18 protein-coding genes are annotated in these 20,344 nt (G+C 72.4%); 5 read left to right on the top strand and 13 right to left on the bottom strand.

Annotation, left to right across the window (positions count from 1 at the left end; genetic code table 11):
- The first annotated feature begins 114 nt into the window (after positions 1-114).
- From KKR01S_RS08905 to KKR01S_RS08920, 4 genes are all read left to right on the top strand, one after another.
- Positions 115-387, top strand: coding sequence for a hypothetical protein (locus KKR01S_RS08905; protein WP_061225816.1), 273 nt, complete (start codon positions 115-117; stop codon positions 385-387).
- An 88-nt stretch (positions 388-475) separates the two neighbouring features.
- Entirely contained in the window at positions 476-1,180 is a 705-nt protein-coding gene (locus KKR01S_RS08910) for a response regulator transcription factor (protein ID WP_061225817.1), read from the top strand.
- Between the two features lie 75 nt (positions 1,181-1,255).
- Positions 1,256-2,686, top strand: coding sequence for a sensor histidine kinase (locus KKR01S_RS08915; protein WP_061225822.1), 1,431 nt, complete (start codon positions 1,256-1,258; stop codon positions 2,684-2,686).
- A gap of 154 nt (positions 2,687-2,840) precedes the next feature.
- Positions 2,841-3,131: a WXG100 family type VII secretion target gene (locus tag KKR01S_RS08920; protein WP_055684255.1), complete on the top strand. Its 291-nt coding sequence runs from the start codon at positions 2,841-2,843 to the stop codon at positions 3,129-3,131.
- 126 nt (positions 3,132-3,257) lie between these two features.
- On the opposite strand, the gene KKR01S_RS08925 is transcribed toward KKR01S_RS08920, so the two are convergent.
- The 8 genes from KKR01S_RS08925 to KKR01S_RS08960 form a co-directional block, all read right to left on the bottom strand.
- Complete coding sequence (locus tag KKR01S_RS08925; protein ID WP_081046050.1) at positions 3,258-4,352, bottom strand: ribonuclease HI family protein; 1,095 nt, start codon at positions 4,350-4,352, stop codon at positions 3,258-3,260.
- A 21-nt stretch (positions 4,353-4,373) separates the two neighbouring features.
- The gene (locus KKR01S_RS08930; RefSeq protein ID WP_058730435.1) at positions 4,374-5,513 is read right to left on the bottom strand and encodes an isochorismate synthase; all 1,140 of its coding nucleotides are present in this window, start codon (positions 5,511-5,513) and stop codon (positions 4,374-4,376) included.
- A gap of 50 nt (positions 5,514-5,563) precedes the next feature.
- A complete protein-coding gene (locus KKR01S_RS08935; RefSeq protein WP_058730423.1) occupies positions 5,564-6,325 on the bottom strand; it encodes an SDR family oxidoreductase in 762 nt (253 codons plus the stop codon).
- The gene (locus KKR01S_RS08940) at positions 6,322-7,047 is read right to left on the bottom strand and encodes an isochorismatase family protein (protein WP_058730424.1); all 726 of its coding nucleotides are present in this window, start codon (positions 7,045-7,047) and stop codon (positions 6,322-6,324) included. The genes KKR01S_RS08935 and KKR01S_RS08940 overlap by 4 nt, the downstream gene beginning before the upstream one ends.
- Positions 7,048-7,126: 79 nt before the next feature.
- Positions 7,127-8,272, bottom strand: coding sequence for a 23S rRNA (uracil(747)-C(5))-methyltransferase RlmC (rlmC, locus tag KKR01S_RS08945; RefSeq protein ID WP_061225818.1), 1,146 nt, complete (start codon positions 8,270-8,272; stop codon positions 7,127-7,129).
- 118 nt (positions 8,273-8,390) lie between these two features.
- The gene (gene groL, locus KKR01S_RS08950; protein ID WP_055684251.1) at positions 8,391-10,028 is read right to left on the bottom strand and encodes a chaperonin GroEL; all 1,638 of its coding nucleotides are present in this window, start codon (positions 10,026-10,028) and stop codon (positions 8,391-8,393) included.
- A 336-nt stretch (positions 10,029-10,364) separates the two neighbouring features.
- The gene (locus tag KKR01S_RS08955) at positions 10,365-10,949 is read right to left on the bottom strand and encodes a LytR C-terminal domain-containing protein (RefSeq protein WP_061225819.1); all 585 of its coding nucleotides are present in this window, start codon (positions 10,947-10,949) and stop codon (positions 10,365-10,367) included.
- A gap of 56 nt (positions 10,950-11,005) precedes the next feature.
- Positions 11,006-11,236, bottom strand: coding sequence for a DUF3263 domain-containing protein (locus KKR01S_RS08960; protein ID WP_058730436.1), 231 nt, complete (start codon positions 11,234-11,236; stop codon positions 11,006-11,008).
- 94 nt (positions 11,237-11,330) lie between these two features.
- Between KKR01S_RS08960 and KKR01S_RS08965 the strand changes: the two genes are divergently transcribed.
- On the top strand, positions 11,331-12,014 hold the full coding sequence (locus KKR01S_RS08965) for a uracil-DNA glycosylase (RefSeq protein WP_058730428.1): 684 nt from the start codon (positions 11,331-11,333) through the stop codon (positions 12,012-12,014).
- A gap of 61 nt (positions 12,015-12,075) precedes the next feature.
- On the opposite strand, the gene KKR01S_RS08970 is transcribed toward KKR01S_RS08965, so the two are convergent.
- The 5 genes from KKR01S_RS08970 to KKR01S_RS08990 form a co-directional block, all read right to left on the bottom strand.
- Entirely contained in the window at positions 12,076-14,175 is a 2,100-nt protein-coding gene (locus KKR01S_RS08970) for a threonine/serine exporter family protein (protein ID WP_055684249.1), read from the bottom strand.
- Between the two features lie 72 nt (positions 14,176-14,247).
- On the bottom strand, positions 14,248-15,363 hold the full coding sequence (locus tag KKR01S_RS08975) for a lipid II:glycine glycyltransferase FemX (protein ID WP_055684248.1): 1,116 nt from the start codon (positions 15,361-15,363) through the stop codon (positions 14,248-14,250).
- Positions 15,364-15,574: 211 nt separating this feature from the next.
- Positions 15,575-15,853, bottom strand: coding sequence for an HPr family phosphocarrier protein (locus KKR01S_RS08980; protein ID WP_055684247.1), 279 nt, complete (start codon positions 15,851-15,853; stop codon positions 15,575-15,577).
- A 78-nt stretch (positions 15,854-15,931) separates the two neighbouring features.
- Positions 15,932-17,629, bottom strand: coding sequence for a phosphoenolpyruvate--protein phosphotransferase (gene ptsP, locus KKR01S_RS08985; RefSeq protein WP_055684246.1), 1,698 nt, complete (start codon positions 17,627-17,629; stop codon positions 15,932-15,934).
- Positions 17,630-17,700: 71 nt separating this feature from the next.
- Complete coding sequence (locus KKR01S_RS08990; RefSeq protein ID WP_081046049.1) at positions 17,701-20,307, bottom strand: PTS fructose transporter subunit IIABC; 2,607 nt, start codon at positions 20,305-20,307, stop codon at positions 17,701-17,703.
- Positions 20,308-20,344: the final 37 nt, after the last annotated feature.

Genomic DNA, 20,344 nt, shown 5'->3' on the forward strand with positions numbered 1-20,344 from the left:
GGCGGCGTGCGGCGCGAAACGTCAGTATCGGTGTCGATCATACAGGGCGGCAGGGTCCCCGTCCCGGGCGTTCGCCGTGGGCCGGGGCGCGCGCCGCACGGTACCGTGGTGCCCATGACCCGCTCCGCCTCACCGCAGCCCGCCGCCCCCACCCCCTCCCCCCGACGGGAAGGGGACGACTCGCGCGCCGTCGCGGTGACCGCCGCGGCCGGCGGGATCCTCGGGGTGCTGGCGGCCCTGGTCGGCGTCGGGATGCTGGTGGCCAAGGCCTTCGGCGCCCACCCGTGGCCCGTCATCAGCCAGATCCCGCTGCTGATGCTGCCCGTGGCGTTCCTGCTGCTGATGGCCGCGCTGATCCTGGCCGTGCGGCGTCGTCGTCGGGTCTGACAGCGCCCGGAACCCGCCCGAGCCGCTCGCAGCGGATATCCGAGAGACGCTCAGGAATCCCCCAGGGACCTGCGGGACACTGACCAGCGTGAAGAAGACACAGCCTGAAGCCAAACTCCTGGTCGTCGACGACGAGCCCAACATCCTCGAGCTGCTGGCGACCTCCCTGCGCTTCGCCGGATTCGAGGTGGTCACCGCCTCCAACGGACGCGAGGCCCTGGACAAGGCCACCGCGGAGACACCGGACCTGGCGGTGCTGGACGTGATGCTCCCCGACATGGACGGCTTCACCGTGACCCGCCGGATCCGCGCGACCGGGCTGGTGTTCCCGATCCTCTTCCTCACCGCCAAGGACGACACCGAGGACAAGGTCACGGGCCTGACCGTCGGCGGCGATGATTACGTGACCAAGCCGTTCAGCCTGGACGAGGTCGTGGCCCGCATCCGCGCGGTGCTGCGGCGCACCCAGGCGCTGGAGGAGGACTCCCGGCTGCGCGTGGAGGACCTGGTCCTGGACGACGACGCCCACGAGGTCTTCCGCGGGGACCGGGAGATCGACCTATCCCCCACCGAGTTCAAGCTGCTGCGCTACCTCATGCTCAACCCCAACCGGGTGCTGTCCAAGGCGCAGATCCTGGACCACGTGTGGGAGTACGACTTCAACGGGGATGCCTCCATCGTGGAGTCCTACATCTCCTACCTGCGCCGGAAGATCGACAACGACAAGACCCAGCCGGCCCTGATCCACACCAAGCGCGGCGTGGGCTACCTGCTGCGCACCTCCAAGCACTAGCCTTCCGTGTCCGCCGTCACCGATCGGGTCCGCAACTCCCGGCTGGGGGCGCTGTCCCTGCGCACCCAGCTGGTCATGCTGACCGGGCTGCTGCTGGTCCTGGCCATCGCGGTGATGGGCCTGGTGTCCATCTCCGCGCTGCGCGCTCAGCTGGTCTCCCAGATGGACTCGGACATGTCCGCCAACGCCTCCTCTCTGGCCCGCTCCCTGGGTCAGCGCAGCGGCGGGGACGATTCCGCGCAGGATTCGCAGTACGCCGCCTACCTGCTGGATGCCGACGGCAACCTGGTGGACTCCGCGAACACCTCCCACCTGGACTCCACCCCCGTGCTCACGGGATGGACCCACGACACCGTGGACCGCTTCTCCGGCCAGGGCTTCACCGTGCCCGGGGTGGGCGGGGGCACGCAGTGGCGGATCACGCCCTTCTCCCTGTCCGGCACGGACAAGTCCATGATCGTCGCCTCCCCCCTGAACCGGGTGGAGCAGACCGTGGCGCTGGTGGGCATGCTGACCCTGGCCTTCGGGTTGGCGACGCTGCTGGCCGCCATCGCCCTGGGGTGGGTGCTGGTCACCCGCGCCTTCGAGCCGCTGGCCCGGGTGGAGCGCACCGCCGCGCGGATCGCCGCCGGGGACCTGTCCCAGCGCATCGAGCGGTACAACCCGCGCACCGAGCTGGGGCGGCTGTCCATGTCCCTGAACGTGATGCTGACCCGCATCGAGGAGGCCTTCGACGCCCGCAAGCGCTCGGAGGTGAAGATGCGCCGATTCGTCGGGGACGCCTCCCACGAGCTGCGCACGCCCCTCGTCACGATCCGCGGGTACTCGGAGCTGTACCGGCACGGCGCGCTGCAGAGCGAGGAGGACATCGCCAAGGCGATGAGCCGGATCGAGGCGGAATCCGTGCGGATGGGCCGTCTCGTGGAGGACCTGCTGATGCTGGCCCGCCTGGACGAAAACCGACCGGGCGAGTCCCAGCGGGTGGATCTGATGGAGCTGGCCCAGGACGCCGCGGACGACGCCGAGGCCAGCGCCCCGGACCGGGTGGTGCGGGTGGTGGGGCTGGAGGACGGCCCGGCCCTGCCCGCCCCGGTCTTCGGCGACGAGGCCCGGCTGCGCCAGGTCCTGGCGAACCTCGTGACCAACGCGATCCGCTACACCCCGGCAAGCAGCCCGATCGAGCTGGCGGTGGGCGTGCAGCCCGGCATCGACGGCGGCTTCGTCTCGGTGCTGAAGGTCGTGGACCACGGCCCCGGCATCGAGGGCGAGGAGGCGGAGAAGGTCTTCCAGCGCTTCTACCGGGCGGACACCTCCCGGACCCGGGAGACGGGCGGGACGGGGCTGGGCCTGGCCATCGTCGCGGCGATCGTGGACCAGCACCACGGCACGGTGCGCGTCGAGCAGACCCCGGGCGGCGGGACGAGCATGGTCGTGCGGATCCCGCAGCTGCGCACCGACGCCGACGGCGCCGCCCTGGATCCCCATTCGGGGGAGATCAGGGAATGATCGCGGGGTTCTCCACAGAACCCCGGTGCTGCGGGGTCCGAAGCGGTTCGGGGACTCGCCTGTCGGCCTAGTCTCCTGGGCATGGGCACGCCGATCGGCGGCTCACCGCCCGCCCCGCGGAACCTCCGCCGGGCGCCGTTCGAAGGAGACCATCATGGCCCGTTTCGTCGTCGATTCCGAGATCATCGCCACCAAGACCGCCGAAGCCCGCGGCTTCATGGAGCGCATCACCTCCGAGGTCAACGGCATGACCGCCTCGCTGCAGGATCTGCAGAGCTCCTGGACCGGCTCCGCGTCGGTGAACTTCCAGGAGGTGCTCACCCACTGGCGGGCCACCCAGGCGCAGGTGGAGCAGTCCATCGGCGAGATCAACACGGCCCTGTCCCACGCCGGGGTCAACTACGCCGACACGGAGGCCGCCAACGCCGCGATGTTCATCGGCTGACCCGGACGGGCGCTGCCCTCGGGCGCGCCGGGCACGGATGCTCCGGCTCGGGGCAGGCTCATCCGAGTTCGGGGTCCCGGGCTCCCGCTGCCTCGCGCGGGCACCGGCCCCGCCTGCCGGGTCGGGTCAGTCCTCGGGGGTGTCCTGGCGCAGCAGCAGCCGCCACCCGGGGCCCTCCTGCTCTGCCCCGGCCCGGGTCCACAGGCTGGAGCGCAGCAGGGGGCCCCGGCGCCCGGCGGCCCGACTGATCAGCAGCACGGAGTCCGGGTCCGGGCGCAGGGCGCGCAGCGGCTCCGGGTCGGTGTCCTGGGCGAAGGCCTGCTGCGGGTAGCGCAGCGCGGTCTCGCGATCCGCGACCCGTCCCCGCCGGGTCACCCAGGTCAGGTCGGGATGCAGGTGCCGCCCCAGGGCCCGCGGATCCTCGTGCAGCTGCGGCCGGCCCAGGGCCGCCTCGAGGCGCCGGACGACGTCGAGGTCGGCGGCGGGGGCAGTCCCGTCGGCGTCGGAGGCAGACCCGTCTGCCACGGTCCTGCCAGCGACGGCGGTGTCGACCGAGCCATCGACGACGGCGGTGCCGGCCGAGGCGTCGGCGCGGGTTTCCTGCGACCGGGTGAGTCCGCTCCCCGGCGTCGCGGAGGCATCCCGCGCCGAGGCTGCCGCCTGCGAGGCGGGCGCGCCCGCCCGGGCGCGGTCTCCGGAGGGGAAGCCGGGACCGCGCTCGGGTTCGCGCCCGCGCTGATAGGCGGTGGCCGCGGCCCGGGCGCGGGCATCGGCGGCTTCGTTCAGCGCGTGCCCGGCGTGGCCCTTGACCCACTCGAACTCGCAGCGCCGACCCTGCATCGCGGCGTCGAGCGCCTCGAGCAGGTCCCGGTTCAGCACCGGCTTGCGGTCCTTCTTCCGCCACCCGTTGCGCTTCCAGCCGGGCATCCACCGGGTGATGCAGTTGATCGCGTACTGGCTGTCGCACAGGATCCGCAGCGGGCGCCCCGGCTGATCCGCGGTGGCCTCCAGCAGGGCCAGCACGGCCTTGAGCTCGCCCATGTTGTTGGTCCCGTGCGGCCAGCCCCCGGCCTCCCAGGTGTCCTCATCCACGTACCAGGCCCACCCGGCCGGGCCGGGGTTGCCCAGGGCGGAGCCGTCCGCGGCGGCCACCAGCGGCCGCCCCTCCCCGGCGGTCTCGGCAGCGGATGCGGAACGGGTGGGGGAAGCCTCGGGGGTCATGGGTCCGGATTCTACCGACTCCTACCGCACCGGGCGGGCCCGGGCATCCAGCCCCAGGGCGGCCAGGAACGTGGAGAGCTTGGTCCCGGTCTCCGCGTGCTCGCCGTCGGGGGTGGAGCCCTCCACGATGCCGGCCCCGGCGAACAGCACGGCCCGGCGCGCGCCCACCCGGGCGCTGCGCAGGTTCAGGGCCCACTCGCCGTCGCCGTCCGGGCCGCACCAGCCCACCAGCCCGCCGAAGAAGCCGCGGCGGTGCGGCTCCAGCTCCTCGATCATCCGCAGGGCGATGTCCCGCGGGCTGCCGCAGATCGCCGGGGTCGGGTGGATGGCCCGGGCCGCATCCAGCGCGGTGACGCCGGGCTTCAGCCGCCCCGTGATCCGGGTGCCCAGGTGCCACAGCTGCGGGGTGGCCAACAGGGAGGGGGCGGCCGGCACGTCCAGCTCCTCGCACAGCGGATCCAGGCGGCGGGCGATGTCCTGGATCACGGTCGCGTGTTCGCCCCGATCCTTGGGCGAGCGCATCAGCTGCTCCCCGATCTGCACGTCCTCCGTGGCGTCGCGGGCCCCGGCGCGGCTGGCAGAGCCGGCCAGCGGGTGCGTGGTGCACACCCCGTCCCGCACGGACATGACCAGCTCGGGGCTGGCGCCCAGGTGCCACGGGGTCTCGGCCTCCTGGCCCTCCCCCGCCCGGGGGTCGCGACAGGCGAAGACGTAAGCCCGGGGGTGCTGGGCGAGCAGGTTGCGATGCACGGCGGCCGGATCCAGTGGGGCCGCGGCGTCGTAGTCCAGCCGCAGCAGCCGGGACAGGACGATCTTCTCCAGCTGCCCGTCGTGCAGGCGGGCGACGGCGGCGGCCACCACCTCCCGGAAGGCGGGGCTGTCCAGCCCGTGCACCGCGCGGGGAGCGGGCAGGGCGGCGGCCTGTGCCGTCGGCTCTGGGTCCCCCGGACGGGAGTCCTGCGCGGGGGTGCGCTCCCAGCGGCGCGGCACCAGCAGCAGGGGCTCTTGTACGGGATGGAAGGGCAGCAGCCCCGCCACGGCGGTGCCGTGCTCGGCGGCCGCGGCCAGCGCCTGCGCCTCGGGCAACCCGGTCAGCGGGTCCTCCCCGCGCACCCGCCCCCAGGGGGTGCTCATGCAGAAGGCGGGCAGGGTGGGGCTCATGGGATCCTCCGATCCGGTGGTGGAGAAGTGTGCGGGCTCGAGGCCGGGCATCAGAAGGTCGCCCCGCCGTCGACCACCACGTCCTGCAGGCTCACGTGCCGGGCCCGCTCGGAGACGAGGAAGCGGGCCACCTCGGCGATATCCGCGGGCTCGGCGATGCGGCCCAGGGGGATGCCGAGGCGGAAGTCCTCGGGACTGCCGGCCACGGGCACGGCGCTGCGGTCCTCGCCGTCCCAGCCGGAGGTGACCATGGGGGTGCGGGTGGTGCCGGGGCTGACCGCGTTGCAGCGGATGCCGTGGCGGGCCAGCTGCAGGCCGAAGCTGCGGGTCACCGACGTCGCGGCGGCCTTGGAGGCCCCGTAGGCCCCGAACTCGGTGCGCGGCACGCGCCCGGCGTTGGAGCTGATGGTCACGATCCCGCGTCGGTTGCCCGGGTCCTGCGCACGCTGCCGGATCATCAGGCCCGCGCTCTCACGCAGCACGAGGAACACCGCCCGGGCGTTGACGGCCAGGATCTCGTCCCACTCCCGCACGGAGGTCTCCAGCAGCGGGGCGGCGTGCACGATGCCGGCGGCGTGGACCGCCCCGGTCAGCTGCTGCCCGGACTCCTCGATCCCGCGCAGCAGGTCAACGACGTCGCGCTCGGCGGAGACGTCCAGGACGGCCGGGGTGATGCGCTCGGGGTCGGACCAGCCCTGCGGATCCGGCATGACCCGGTCCGCGGCCCACACGTGGTGCCCGTCCTCGGCCAGCAGCCTGACCACCTGGCTGCCGATCCCGCCGGCGGCTCCGGTGACGAGGACCGCGCTCATCGGCTGACCCCCTGGCCCTGCTCATCTTGGGCATCCTGCCAGGAGGCCAGGATCTCGGCCGTGTCCTGCACGCGGGCGCAGCGGCCGGCGGCGTAGTCCAGGGCCCGCACGTGGTCCTCGCGGGTGAAGTCCGCGAGCGCGTCGGCGACGAGGAAGGCCTGGACGTCCAGCATGAAGGCGTCCAGGGCGGTGGCCAGGCACCCGATGTGCGCGTACACCCCGGTGATCGCCAGCTGGTCCCGGCCCCGGGCCAGCAGCTGCTCGCGCAGGGTCGAGCGCATGAACGCGGAGTAGCGCCACTTGGGCAGGACGATGTCCCCCTCGGCGGGGGCGAGCTCGTCGATGATCCGCGCCTGGGCGTCGGTGCTCAGCCCGGTCCCCCAGAAGTCGGTGAGCAGGGCCCGGTCGGCCAGGTCCTGCCGCGGCGGCTGAGCGGTGTAGACGATGGGGATCCCCGCCTTGCGGGCGGTCTCCAGCAGAGCGGCGATGCGGCCCACCGCCACGTCGATCTGCGCCGCGCCGACCGGGGCCGCCTCGCCCTGCGCCGAGCCCTCGCCGGCCTCGCCCTCCGCGCCGTCCTCCCCGCTCTGGAAGGCGTCGATGAAGTAGCTCTGCATGTCGTGGACCAGCAGGGCGCTGCGGGTGGGGTCCGCGGTCCAGTCGACGGCGGCGGCGGGCCGATCCTGCGGCAGGGTGTAGGCGGGGATGGTGGGTAGGGGCATGGGGCTCCTTCGTGTCTCGGGGCCCCGACGCGGAGCCCTCCCCAACGTAGTCACACCTAACTTCCTGGTCAATGCCGGATCACCTGCGGCTGAGCAGGACCATGGTCTCGGCGTGATCGGTCTGCGGGAACATGTCGAACAGCCGCGCCCGCCGCGCGCTCAGGGACGGCATCGCCGACAGGTCCCGGACCAGGCTCGGGGCGTGGCAGCTGGAGTAGATCACGGTGGGGATGCCGGACCCCTCGATCCAGGCGGCCAGCTCCGGCCCCAGGCCTCGGCGCGGCGGGTTGACCACCAGCGCCTCCGGGGCCCGGCGTCCGGCACCCGCCGCGATGCCGGTGGCGATGCCCGTCGCGTCCCCCGCGGTGAAGCGCACCCGTTCCAGCCCGAGGTCCGCGGCCGTGGTCCGCGCCGCGGCGACCGCCTGCTCGCTGATCTCCAGGCCCAGCACCCGCGCCCCGGGAACCCGGCGCGCGGCGTGCAGGGCGAAGCCGCCGACGCCGCAGTACAGGTCCCAGAGGCCGCCCGCCCCGGAGTCGGCGAACCAGTCCGCGCCCTGGCGGTACAGCGCCGCGGCGATGTGCGAGTTGGTCTGGAAGAAGCCCTGGGGCCGCAGGGCCAGGGGGATGCCGTTCAGGCGCATCGGCAGGGTGGCCTGCTCGGTCAGGGTGATCTCCTCGGGGCCCTCCAGGATGGCCTGGTGCTCCCGCTGGATGTTCACGGAGACCACGCGAGCGGCGGGCAGCAGCTCCAGGATGCGGGGCAGGCCCCGCTTGAGGGGCACGAGGTGCTTCTTGGAGCGCAGGACGAAGCGCAGCAGCAGCTCACCGTCCGGGGAGATGGTCAGCAGCAGGTGCTTCAGCTCCCCGCGGCGGGCCGGGACGTCGTAGGGGGTCAGCCCGAACTCGCCGATGATCCGGCGCAGGGCGGGCATCGCGGCCAGCAGCTGCGGCGGGTACAGGCCGCAGCCGGTGAGATCGATGCCGTGTCCCTCCCGGTCCAGGATGCCCAGCAGCGGGCGCTCGACGGTGCCGCTGACGACCATCTTGGCCTTGTTGCGGAACCCGGATTCCGGGCTGGGCACCGGCTCCAGCCACGCCTCGGGCCGGTGCGGGGCCAGCAGCTGCCGCAGCCGCTCCTGCTTGTCGGCCAGCTGCGCCGGATACGGCTCGTTCATGCGGGTGCAGGAGCGGCAGAGTCCGGCGTCGTAGTAGTCGCAGTGCATGGCGTGGTCGAGTCTACTGTCCACGTCAGGAACGCGGACGCGACCGGGCCCCGCCCGACCCCTCCCGCGTGGGGAGGGGACGAGCGGGGCCCGGAAGCGACGCGCGGTGCGCGGGTGGCTACATCATGCCGCCCATGCCGCCCATCCCGTCCATGCCGGCGGCGGCGTCGGCACCGGAGTTCTTCTCCGGCTTGTCCGCGACGACGGCCTCGGTGGTCAGGAACAGGCCCGCGATGGACGCGGCGTTCTGCAGGGCGGAGCGGGTGACCTTGACCGGGTCGTTGATGCCCGCGGCCATCAGGTCCTCGTACTCGCCGGTGGCGGCGTTGAGCCCGTGGCCGGGCTCCAGGTGGCGGACCTTGTCCGCGACCACGCCCGGCTCCAGCCCGGCGTTGGCGGCGATCTGCTTCAGCGGGGCGTCCACAGCGACCTTGACGATGTTCGCGCCGGTCTCCTCGTCCCCGGTGACCTGCAGGGTCTCGAAGGCCTTGACCCCGGCCTGGATCAGGGCGACGCCGCCGCCGGCGACGATGCCCTCCTCCACCGCGGCCTTGGCGTTGCGCACGGCGTCCTCGATGCGGTGCTTGCGCTCCTTCAGCTCCACCTCGGTGGCGGCACCGGCCTTGAGCACGGCCACGCCGCCGGCCAGCTTCGCCAGGCGCTCCTGCAGCTTCTCGCGGTCGTAGTCGGAGTCGGTGTTGGCGATCTCGGCGCGGATCTGGGAGACCCGGCCCTCGATCTGCTCCTGGGCGCCGGCCCCGTCCACGATGGTGGTCTCGTCCTTGGTGACGACGACCTTGCGGGCCTGGCCCAGCTCGTTGAGGGTCGCGGTCTCCAGGGAGAGCCCGACCTCTTCGGTGATGACCTGGCCGCCGGTGAGGATCGCGATGTCGGCCAGCTGGGCCTTGCGGCGGTCGCCGAAGCCGGGGGCCTTCACAGCCACGGACTTGATGGACCCGCGCATCTTGTTCAGCACCAGCAGGGCCAGGGCCTCGCCCTCGACGTCCTCGGCGATGATCAGCAGCGGCTTGCCGGACTGCATGACCTTCTCCAGCACGGGGACGAGGTCCTTCACGTTGGAGATCTTGGAGTTGACGATGAGGATGTAGGGATCCTCGAGCACGGCCTCCTGGCGGTCCGCGTCGGTGACGAAGTAGCCGGAGAGGAAGCCCTTGTCGAAGCGCATGCCCTCGGTCAGCTCCAGCTCGAGGCCGAAGGTGTTGGACTCCTCGACGGTGATGACGCCTTCCTTGCCGACCTTCTCCATCGCCTGGGCGATGAGCTTGCCGATCTCCGGGTCACCGGCGGAGATGGAGGCGGTCGCGGCGATCTGCTCCTCGGTCTCGATCTCCTTGGCGGAGCCCAGCAGCTCGGCGGTCACGGCCTCCACGGCCTTCTCGATGCCGCGCTTCAGGGACAGCGGATCGGCACCGGCGGCCACGTTGCGCAGTCCCTCGCGCACCAGAGCCTGGGCGAGGACGGTCGCGGTGGTGGTGCCGTCACCGGCGATGTCGTCGGTCTTCTTGGCGACCTCCTTGACCAGCTCGGCGCCGATCTTCTCGTAGGCGTCCTCGAGCTCGATCTCCTTGGCGATGGACACGCCGTCGTTGGTGATCGTGGGAGCGCCCCACTTCTTCTCGAGCACGACGTTGCGCCCGCGCGGCCCCAGGGTGACCTTGACGGCGTCCGCCAGGGTGTTCAGGCCCTTCTCGAGCCCGCGGCGAGCCTCTTCATCGAAAGCAATCAGTTTGGCCATGTCGGCGTGCGTCCCTCCTGGACGATGGTTCGGGGAGTTCCTCCACCGCGGCGCCCGCGACGGCCGCGCCCGTGATCGGGTCCGGCGCTTCCGCGCCGTGTCCCGCCCCGAGCGCTCACCGCGGTGAGGGAGGTGTCCGCATCCCCTCCGGCGCCGATCACGACGTCGCCTCGGTCGGCGAGCGCCGCGACTTAGCAGTCGGACGGGATGAGTGCTAACCCCAATCTTGGCACTCGCCCCCGGAGAGTGCAAACGTCTCGCCGCCGGACTCCGCCCTGGGCGGACGCCGCGGCGACACCCCCCGACAGGCGGTCCCGCAGAGGCCCGCGGGCCGACTCAGCCGTGGGTCAGCACGACGGTGACCTGTGCGCTCCACTCCTCGGAGGCCCGCACCGCGGTGACCCCCAGATCCTGGGCGACCCGACGGGCCTGCGCCTCGGCCCCGCTGCGGTAGTAGACGGTGCCCTCCTGCACGGCGGGTCCGCTCCAGTTGCCGACCTCGCTGACGGTCCAGCCCTGCGCGGTCAGGGTCTGGGCCGCGACACCGGCGGCCCCGGCGTCCTGGCCGCTGTTGTACACCCCGACCGTGATCTCGGGATCCGCGGAGGGATCCGCGCTGGCCTGCGCCGAGGCGCCGGCCTGCTCGGTCGCGGAGGACCCGGAGGAGGCGGTGGCGCTGGCCGAGGCCACCGGTTCGCTCTGGGTTGATTCGCTCTGGGCCTCGGGCGCCGCGGAGCGCGGCTGGTAGATGAACATCAGGGCCCCGAGCACCAGTGCCAGTGCTCCGGCGAGGATCACCGCGCCGGTGGTGCGCCGGGAGACCGCCTTGGCGGGCGCGGCGGCGCGATACGTCCCGCGGTGCGCGGAGTCGGCCGGCACCTCGTCGAACTCGTCGGGGGCGTAGTCCTCGGTCTCGGCCATGCTGTCCTCACGCTGATCGGGTCGGGGCTGGGCACCGCGCGGGAAGGCGGTGCGGCTCATGGAGCCAGGGTACCGCCCGGATCTCGCCGCTCCCTCAATCGCCGGGTCAGGGCCGGTTCGGCGGCGATGGCCCGGGGGTCGTCCAGCAGGGCGTTGAGCCGCAGGTGGTACTCGACTGCGCCCATGCCCAGCTCGCGGCGGATGGCCCGCTCCTTGGAACCGGGACGGCGCCAGGTGCGCTTCTCCAAGGCCAGCACGGCGCGTTCGGTCTCGGTCAGGGGCTGCACGGTGAGCCAGTCTAGCCGCGCCGCCCGGTAGCCTGGTGGGTGCGCGGCGGCGTCCGCGCCGCCTCTGTCCGACGTCTCCATCCGCAGGAGGACCATGCCCGCCCAGCCGCTGACCGAGATCATGGCCGAGGACTGGGCGCGGGCCCTGGCCCCGGTGGAGGAGCGCATCCGCGCCATGGGTGACTTCCTGCGCGCGGAGCACGCCGAGGGGCACCGCACGCTGCCGCCGTCCCAGGACGTCTTCCGCGCCTTCCGGGAGCCGATGGCGGCGGTGCGGGTGCTGATCATCGGGCAGGACCCGTACCCGACGCCGGGGCACGCGATGGGCCTGTCCTTCTCGGTGCGCCCCGAGGTGCGTCCCCTGCCCCGCTCCCTGGTGAACATCTACCGGGAGCTCGGCGAGGACCTGGGGCTGCCCGCACCGCGGCACGGGGACCTATCGGCCTGGTCCCGCCAGGGCGTCATGCTGATGAACCGGTGCCTGTCCGTGCGCGCCGGGGACGCCGGCTCGCACCGGAACCGAGGCTGGGAGGAGATCACAGACTGCGCGATCCGGGCCCTGGGTTCTCGCGACACCCCGCTGGTGGCGATCCTGTGGGGTCGGGATGCCCGCAGCGCCGGGGCGCAGCTGGGGCCGCAGGTGCCGAAGATCGAATCCGTGCACCCCTCCCCGCTGTCCGCCTCCCGCGGCTTCTTCGGGTCCCGGCCCTTCAGCCGAGCCAACGAGGCCCTGCAGAAGCAGGGCGCGCAGCCGGTGGACTGGCGCCTGCCGGGCTGACCCGCCCCCCGTCGTCGCGGGCTCTCCCCGTCACTGCCATCAGCCGCGGGGAGGGGCGGGCTCAGGTCCTCGCGGGTCTCTCCCGGCGCATGAACGGGCGCATGAGGTAGTTGCCCAGCACGACGGCCGCAGCCAGCGAGAGGATGGTCGCCCCGGCGTTGATGATCGGCACGAGACCCTGCACCGGGTCCACATCCACCGTGAACATGTACATGCCGCGGAAGATGGACAGACCCGGCAGCAGGAACGTCACCCCGGGCACCGCGATGACCACCTGCGGGATCGTCCACCGATCCGCGATCCACGCGGAGACGCAGCCCACCCCCACCGCACCGATCATCGAGATCATGCGCGGGCCCATCCCCAGGGAGGACACGGCGTAGTAGGCCGCCAGACCCGCCGCACCGCTGAGCACGCCCGGGACGATGTGCCGGACCCTCACCTGCAGGGACACCGCGATCATCGCCGTGGCGGCCAGCATGAAGGACACGTGCACGGCCGGCTGGGCGCCGGTGAACACGGCCTGCTGCACGTCGATCTTCTGCGATCCAAAGAACAGGGACGTGGTCGAGATCGCCAGCGCCAGGCCCGCGATCAGGCCCAGGAAGGTCAGCCCCGTGGACACCAGTCGGCCCGCGGCCGTCACCGGGAACCCGTTGATCGCGTCCTGGACCATGGAGACCAGACTCAGGGTGGGCAGCAGCATGATCAACCCGGAGGCGACGACGTGCGCCGGGGAGACGTCCAGCCCCAGACCGGAGGCTGTCAGCGCGGCCGCCGTGATCATCGCCGCATCCACCACGGAGATGAAGAACCCGGGGATGCCGCGGCGGGAGATCCAGCCCGAGACGATGAAGATCACGCCGAACGTCGCCGAGGCCAAGGTGGCCCCCCGCCACGTGCCGCCGATGCCGATGGTCAGGAAGAACGCCGCGAGGATGTTCGCGGCCGTCGTCATCCAGCGGGGGAAGGGCTTGGGCTCGGACATGATCCTGTCCAGGCGCCGCTCCGCCTCCGCGCGGGAGAGCCCGCCTTCGGTGATGGTCTTGACCAGCCGGTGCGTGTCGGTCAGCCCGGAGTAGTTGTCCGACCACGAGCGCACCACCCGCACCACGGTGTGGCTGAACGTGCCCTCAGCGTCGTCCTGGGCGACGCTGCTCAGGCGCCCCGAACCGGCCACGTAGTTGATGGTCACGGACTGGTTGGTGATGTCCACGTCCACGTCCTCGACGCCGTAGGTGGCGCAGGTCGCGGCGATCGCGGTCTCCACCTCGAGGGAGCCGGCGCCGAAGTGGAACATGGCCTCGGCCAGGCGCAGCGCGAAGTTCAGGGTCCGGCGGGCCTCGGAGTGCTCCCGATTGCGCCGCGGATTGGCGAAGGGGGTGTTGGCCAGGCGCTGCACGATGCGCATGGGCGCCGTCGGGAGGCTCTCGGACCGGATCATGCGCCGCAGCCCGCTGGCCAGGGAGCGGGGGGCGGGGCGCTTGACGGGCAGCGCGGTGGCAGAGGGGTAGCTGGCCTGGGCGACCGCGCCCATCGGCGGGGTGCCCGCATCCGGCGTTCCCGGACTCCGGACGCCGGCGGCCGGGGAGCCGGTGGGCTGGGGGACCCCCGCGGACTGGGTCCCGGTGGCGCCCAGCGGCGTCGAGGTCTGGTCCGGGCCCAGAGGCTGGGAGTCGCTGTAGAGGTCCCGCGGCACGTCCCGGGCGGCGCTGAGCATGCCGCCGACACCGGGCCCGCCCGCGGAGCCGGCGGTGTCCGCCCCCGGTCCGGGGCCGATCGGTCCGGTGCCCGCGTGCCCCTCTCCGAGAGCATCCGAGGCCGCGTCCGGCCCGGAGACCGTCCCCTGCTCACCGGACTCCGGGGCCAGCCCCCAGATGTCGGCCAGCGACTGATCGCGGACCTGGGAGCGGTGGATGTGCGGGAAGCCCTGGGCCGGGTCCGTGCCGGACTGCGCCCCCGGCACGGACGACGGCGCCGTCTGCGTCGCGGGAGCCGCGGGAGCGGGGTCGGTGTCCGCGGCGGAGAAGGGATCGGCGAGGTCCTGAGCGTCGGCATCCGGGCCGAAGGGGTCCACGGGAGCCGCGGTCTCCTCCTCCGGCAGCCCGGAGGAGGGGTACGCGCCCTTCGGCGGCGTCCCGTCGTCCTGCACCTCGCGCATCCTCTCTCCTTCTCCGCGCACGCTCGGCTCCACCCCGCACTCACGTCTCCCGGGGTCCCCCGGAAGCGGGGATCAGTAGAAGGGCTGCTGGGTGCGCCGCCACCAGATCTGGCGCATGACCTTCTCCACGATGCGCACCCACAGCCGGTACTGGACCGGGCGCAGCACCTGGTCCCACACGCCCACGTAGTCGATGACGGACTTGGTGAAGCTGGTCTTGAACAGGCCCAGACCGTAGTAGTGGTGCTCCTTGTTCTTCAGCTGGTCCTTCGGCGGGGTCCCGCAGAAGTCGTACTGCTCGATGCCGTAGTCCTTCATCAGGTCGGTCAGCGCCCGCCACTGCACCAGATGGGAGTCCCCGTACTGCTTGCGGCGGGGCTTGGAGCCGCCGTCCTTGTAGGTTCCCTTGCGGCCGTAGCGGATCACGTACGCGCCGACGGAGGGCTGGCCGTCCTCGTAGGTGAAGTACAGCCGGCCCTGGCCGGCCGCGGCGAAGGTCGTCCAGAACTGGCGGTAGTACTCGTAGGAGCGCAGGTTCACGTTCGCGTGCCCCTGCCCGACGGTGTCCATGAGGGCGTACATCGCCTTCATGTTCTCCTCGGTCAGCTCCACCTGCTCCACCTCGGCGCCCTCGCGGATCGCCCGGCGCACGGCGTTGCGCCCGCGGGAGTGCAGGGACTTCAGCACGGCCTCCTCGTCCTTGTCCGTGTCCAGCACGGCCGTGGAGTCGTTGGGCTGGATGTTGAACTGCTTGACCAGACCGGCCCGGTGCAGGAAGGCCGCCCGCTCCGGGGAGTCCAGGATGTCCGGCTCGATCTTGATCGCGAAGACGTCCAGGCCCTCGCGGCGCACGAACTCGCGGTTGGCGTCCAGGATCGCGGGGATGTCCCGCACGTCGGCCACGTCCGGGCCCTTGATCATGTACCAGAGCCGTCCCAGCAGGGGCACCCGCTTCTCCAGCACGAGGTTGTAGCTGGCCACGGTCTGCTCGACGGCGCCGCCGTCGGCCCCGGGGCGCTCGGTGGTGCCTTCATAGACCAGGTGCACGGGCTTCCATCCGTGCCGGGCCTTGACGGCGGCGAAGGAGGCCGACTGCAGCAGGTTGCCGCCGTTCGGGTTCTCGGTGACGTGCTCGTCCCAGGAGTCGATCTCCTCGGCGGTGGCGAAGCGGGCGGTGAAGTGTCTCAAGGAGTCCTCGGTATCCACGGGTGGCGGGCGGCTCGACGGCGGTGCAGGCCGGTCGGCGCCCTGGGTCTTCGGTGTCCCAGTCTACGGGGGCGCCCGAGGCCGGTGCGCGCACCCCTCGGGGCGTGCGCGGGAGTCGACCCGGGCGCGGCAGAGGCCCGGGGCGCGCCACCTACGAGGGGTGCGTCCCGGGCCTCTGGGGTGCGCCGGTGGGTTACTCGGCGTCGTGGTCCGTCTCGAGGATCTTCACGAGGCTGTCCAGGGCCTCGTCGGCGCCCTCGCCCTCGGCGCGCAGCACGACCTTGTCGCCGTGCTTGGCGCCCAGGGACATCAGGGACAGGATCGACGAGGCGTCCATGGCCTCATCGGCCGGCTCGCCCTCGGCGGCGATGGTGACCTCGACGGGCAGGTCACCGGCGGCCTCGGCGAAGATCGCGGCGGGGCGGGCGTGCAGGCCCACGCGGGAGGCGACGGTAGCGGTACGTTCTGCCATGGTTTCTCTCCTTGGATCGATCAGGAATCGACGGTTGCTCGCGGACCCGCCACGGCGGGTGCGCGATGTGTCACGGACCTACAGTCCGAGCTCATCGAGGACGGGCAGCTCGGCCCGCGCCACGTCCTTGGCGTTCTCCGCGGACCGCGCATCCAGCACCTGGACCGCGATCTGCTGGGCTTTCTCCAGCGTAACGGATTTCAGCACGGCGGCGACGGCGGGGATCGAGCGGGTGTTCATGGACAGGGCGTTCACGCCCAAGCCCACCAGCACCACCGCGAGCGCCGGATCCGCGGCGGCCTCGCCGCACACGGACACGCTCTTGGCCTTCCCGGTCTCCTCCTCGGCCTGGCGAGCGCCGCGCACGGTCAGATCGATCATGCGCAGCACGCCGGGCTGCCACGGATTGTTCAGCTCGGCCAGGGGCCCGAGCAGCCGGTCCGCGGCCATCGTGTACTGGGTGAGGTCGTTGGTGCCCATGGACACGAAGTCCACCTCGTGGAGGATGTCCCGGGAGGTCACCGCGGCCGAGGGGGTCTCGACCATGACGCCGTGGGTCTTCAGCCCGGCCTCCTCGAGCATCGCCGAGAAGTCGTGGGCCTCAGGGGCCGTGGAGATCATCGGGGCCATGGCCCACACGTCGGCGGTGGAGTCCTTCGCGGCGGCGGCGATCGCCTCGATCTGGCGCTGCAGCACCCCCGGGGAGGTCCAGTCGGTGCGGTACCCGCGCACGCCCAGCGCCGGGTTGGGCTCGGAGGTGTCGGTCAGGAACGGCAGCGGCTTGTCGGCCCCGGCGTCCAGGGTGCGCACCACGATGTGGCGGCCGGGGAAGGCGTCGAAGACGGTCTTGTACTCGACGGTCTGCTCCTCCACGGAGGGCTCCTCGTCCCGGTTCAGGAACGCGAACTCGGTGCGGAACAGCCCGATGCCCTCGGCCTTGGCCTCGGCCGCGGTCTGGGCGGCCTTGCCGTTGCCGACGTTGGAGTACAGGGGGATCTGGGTGCCGTCGGCCAGCTTCCCGGTGCCGTCGAACTCCGGCAGCGGCTTGCGGTTGGCGTAGGCCTGGGCGAGCCGGTACTCCTTCTCCCCGGGGGTGGTCACCACGGTGCCGTCGGTGGCGTCCACGTACACGGTGGTGCCGTTGGGGATCTCCAGGGCGCCGTTGGCCGCCACGATCGCGGGCAGACCGAGGTCGCGGGCGAGGATCGCGGTGTGCGCCTGGGGCCCGCCCTCGGAGGTGACCAGGGCGATGACCTTGGCCGGGTCCAGCGTCGCGGTGTCCGCGGGGGCGAGGTCCTCGGCCACGAGCACGAACTCGGTCTCGGACTCGGGGATGCCCGGGGCGGGCTGGCCGGTCAGCTGGGCGACGATGCGCGAGCGCACGTCCAGGATGTCGGTGACACGCTGGGCCATGTATCCGCCGAGGGCCTTCATCTGGGCGGCGTAGTCTCCGGCGGCCTCCCAGATGGCCCGCTCGGGGCTGAGCCCCTTGCCGGTCACGAGCTTGCCCGCGTTCTTCAGCAGCGCCTTGTCCCCGGCCATCAGGGCGGTGGACTTCAGCACGGCCGCGGCGTTGCCGCTGGCGCGTCCGGCGCGTTCCTTGAGGTTCTCCTTGACGGCCTCGGCGGCCTCCTTGAGCCGCTCGACAGCGGCTTCGGGGCTCTCCCCTTCGGTCAGGGTGCTCGCGGCATCCGGCTCGCGGATGGGTTCCGGCATCTGCAGCACGGGTCCGATGACGCGTCCTGCGGAGACGCCGACTCCGGTCAGCTTATCCATGATTCCTCAGTCCTTCGGTGTTGTCGGTGGCGTCGTCGAGGTCTTCGGCGATCTCTGGGGTGTCGCTCACACTAGGCGACCTGGGCTGCCTTGGCCTTCTCGGCCCCGGTCCGGGTGTTCCCGATCCGCTTGAGCAGCAGGTACATCGCGGCGGTGATGAGCATCCCCACGATCACCGCGACCAGGTACATGCCGGGGTTGGACACGACGGGCAGGATCCAGATGCCGCCGTGCGGGGCCTGGGAGGCCACCCCGGTGGACATGCAGATCGCGCCGGTCACGGCCGATCCCACGATCGAGGAGGGGATCACGCGCAGCGGGTCCGCCGCGGCGAAGGGGATGGCCCCCTCGGAGATGAAGGAGGCGCCCAGCAGCCAGGCGGCCCGGCCGTTGTTGATCTCCGCCTCGGTGAAGTACTTCTTGCGCAGGGTGGTCGCCAGGGCCATGCCCAGCGGGGTGGCCATGCCAGCGGCGATGACCGCGCCCATGATCTCCTGGGAGACCAGGGTCCCGGCGGACAGTCCGGCGGTGGCGAACAGGTAGGCCGTCTTGTTGATCGGCCCGCCCAGGTCCGCGCCCATCATGGCGCCGAGGATCAGCCCGAGCACCAGGGCCGAGGCCCCGGACATGGAGACCAGGAAGTCGTTCAGGGCGGTCATGACCCAGGCGATGGGCCGACCCAGCACCAGGAACATCAGCCCGGAGGAGACGATGGTCGCCACCAGCGGGATGATGACCACGGGCATCATCCCGGCCAGCCAGCGCGGCAGCTTGGGCTGCTGCAGGGCGTAGGCCACGACGCCGGCCAGCAGGCCGCCGACGATCCCGCCGAGGAAGCCCGCGCCCACCATGTTGGCCACCAGGCCGGCCGCGAAGCCGGGGGCGATGCCGGGGCGCCCGGCCATGCCGTAGCCGATGAACCCGGCCAGAGCCGGCACGAGCAGGCCGATCGCCTGCTGCCCGATCACGAAGATCACGGCGGCCAGGTACATCCACAGCCCGTGCTCGCCCGGGTTGAACAGGGTCGCCCCGCCGTCGGTCAGCGCCCCGTCCTGGATCCCGAGGATGCTGGGGGCGAGGTCCGCGACCTCGGACTTGTGCCCGACGATCGAGGACATCAGGAAGGCCAGGGCGATCATCAGGCCGCCGGCCGCGACGAACGGGATCATGTAGGACACGCCGGTCATCAGCGACTTGTAGATCCGTGAGCCCCAGGAGGCGTCGGCCCCGGAGGAGGACGAGGATCCCTCTTCCCGGGAGCCGGCTACGCGGCGGGCGTTCGGGTCCTTCGCGGCGGCCTCGGCTTCCTCGATCATGGCGACCGGCTCGTCGATGCCCCGCTTCACGGGGGATTCGACGACGGGCTTGCCGGCGAAGCGCGCGCGATCGCGCACGTCCACGGAGACGGCGAAGATCACGGCGTCCGCGGCGTCGATGGTGGCCTGGTCCAGGACCTCGTTGCCGGCCGAGCCCTGGGTCTCCACGTCCAGCTGCACGCCCATCTCCTCGGCGGCCTGCTTCAGCGCGTCGGCGGCCATGTAGGTGTGGGCGATGCCGGTGGGGCAGGCGGTCACGGCCACCAGCCGCGCCCGGTGCTCCGCATCGGCGGCGTCGGCACCCGACGAGGCGGCCGCAGCCCCGGCGGCGGAGGCCCCCGCGGTGGCCGAGGCCTGCTGCGCGGCGGCGTCCTGGGTCGGCTGCTGCGCTGCGGCGTCGTCCAGGCCGAGGGCCCGGTTGACGATCTCCACGATCTGCTCGGGGGTCTCGGCCTCGCGCAGGGCGGCCTTGAAGTCCTTCTTCATCAGGGATCGGGCGAGGGTGGACAGCAGCTTCAGGTGCTCCTGGTCCGCACCTTCGGGGGCGGCGATGAGGAAGATCAGGTCGGCGGGGCCGTCCTTGGCGCCGAAGTCCACGGCCGGGTTGGGCCGGGCCATGGCCAGGGAGGCGCGGGTGACGTGGGCGGAGCGGCAGTGCGGGATCGCGATGCCGCCGGGGATGCCGGTGTCGGTCTTGGACTCGCGGGCCTTCGCATCGGCGAACAGCCCGTCGGCGTCGTCGGCGCGCCCGTCGGCGGCGACCCGCCGGGTCAGCTCGCGGATGACGTCGAGGCGGTCCGAGCCGAGGTCCTGGTCGAGACTGACCAGGACGGGGGCGATCATGCCCGCGGGGGCCTGGGCCGGACGGGTGGGGCTCGCCGGGGCCGCGGCGGCGGCCGCGGGGCGCCCGGGGGCGTCCAGGGCGCCCTGCACCAGGTCCACGATCTCCTCGCGGGACGAGGCGGCGCGCAGGGCGGCGGTGAAGTCCTTCTTCATCAGCGAGCGGGCCAGGGTCGAGAGCAGCTTCAGGTGCTCCTGGTCGGCCCCGTCCGGGGCGGCGATGAAGAAGACGAGGTCCGCGGGGCCGTCCTTGGCCCCGAAGTCCCGACCCTCGGGCAGGCGCGCGACGGCCAGGGAGGCCTCGGTCACGGCCGCGGAGCGGCAGTGCGGGATCGCGATGCCGCCGGGGATGCCGGTGTCGGTCTTGGACTCGCGGGCCTTCGCGTCGGCGTAGAGGTCCTGGGCTGACGTGGCCCGTCCGGCCTCGGCGACGAGGCCTGCGAGGTGCCGGATGACGTCGAAGCGGTCATCGCCCAGCGTCTCGTCGAGGCTGACGAGATCCGCGGTGATCAGAGCTGGCATGAGCTCCTCCTTGGTGACGTGGTGGTGACGACGGCGA

Source organism: Rothia kristinae NBRC 15354 (genome assembly GCF_001570865.1).
GTDB classification, from domain to species: Bacteria; Actinomycetota; Actinomycetes; order Actinomycetales; family Micrococcaceae; genus Rothia; species Rothia kristinae.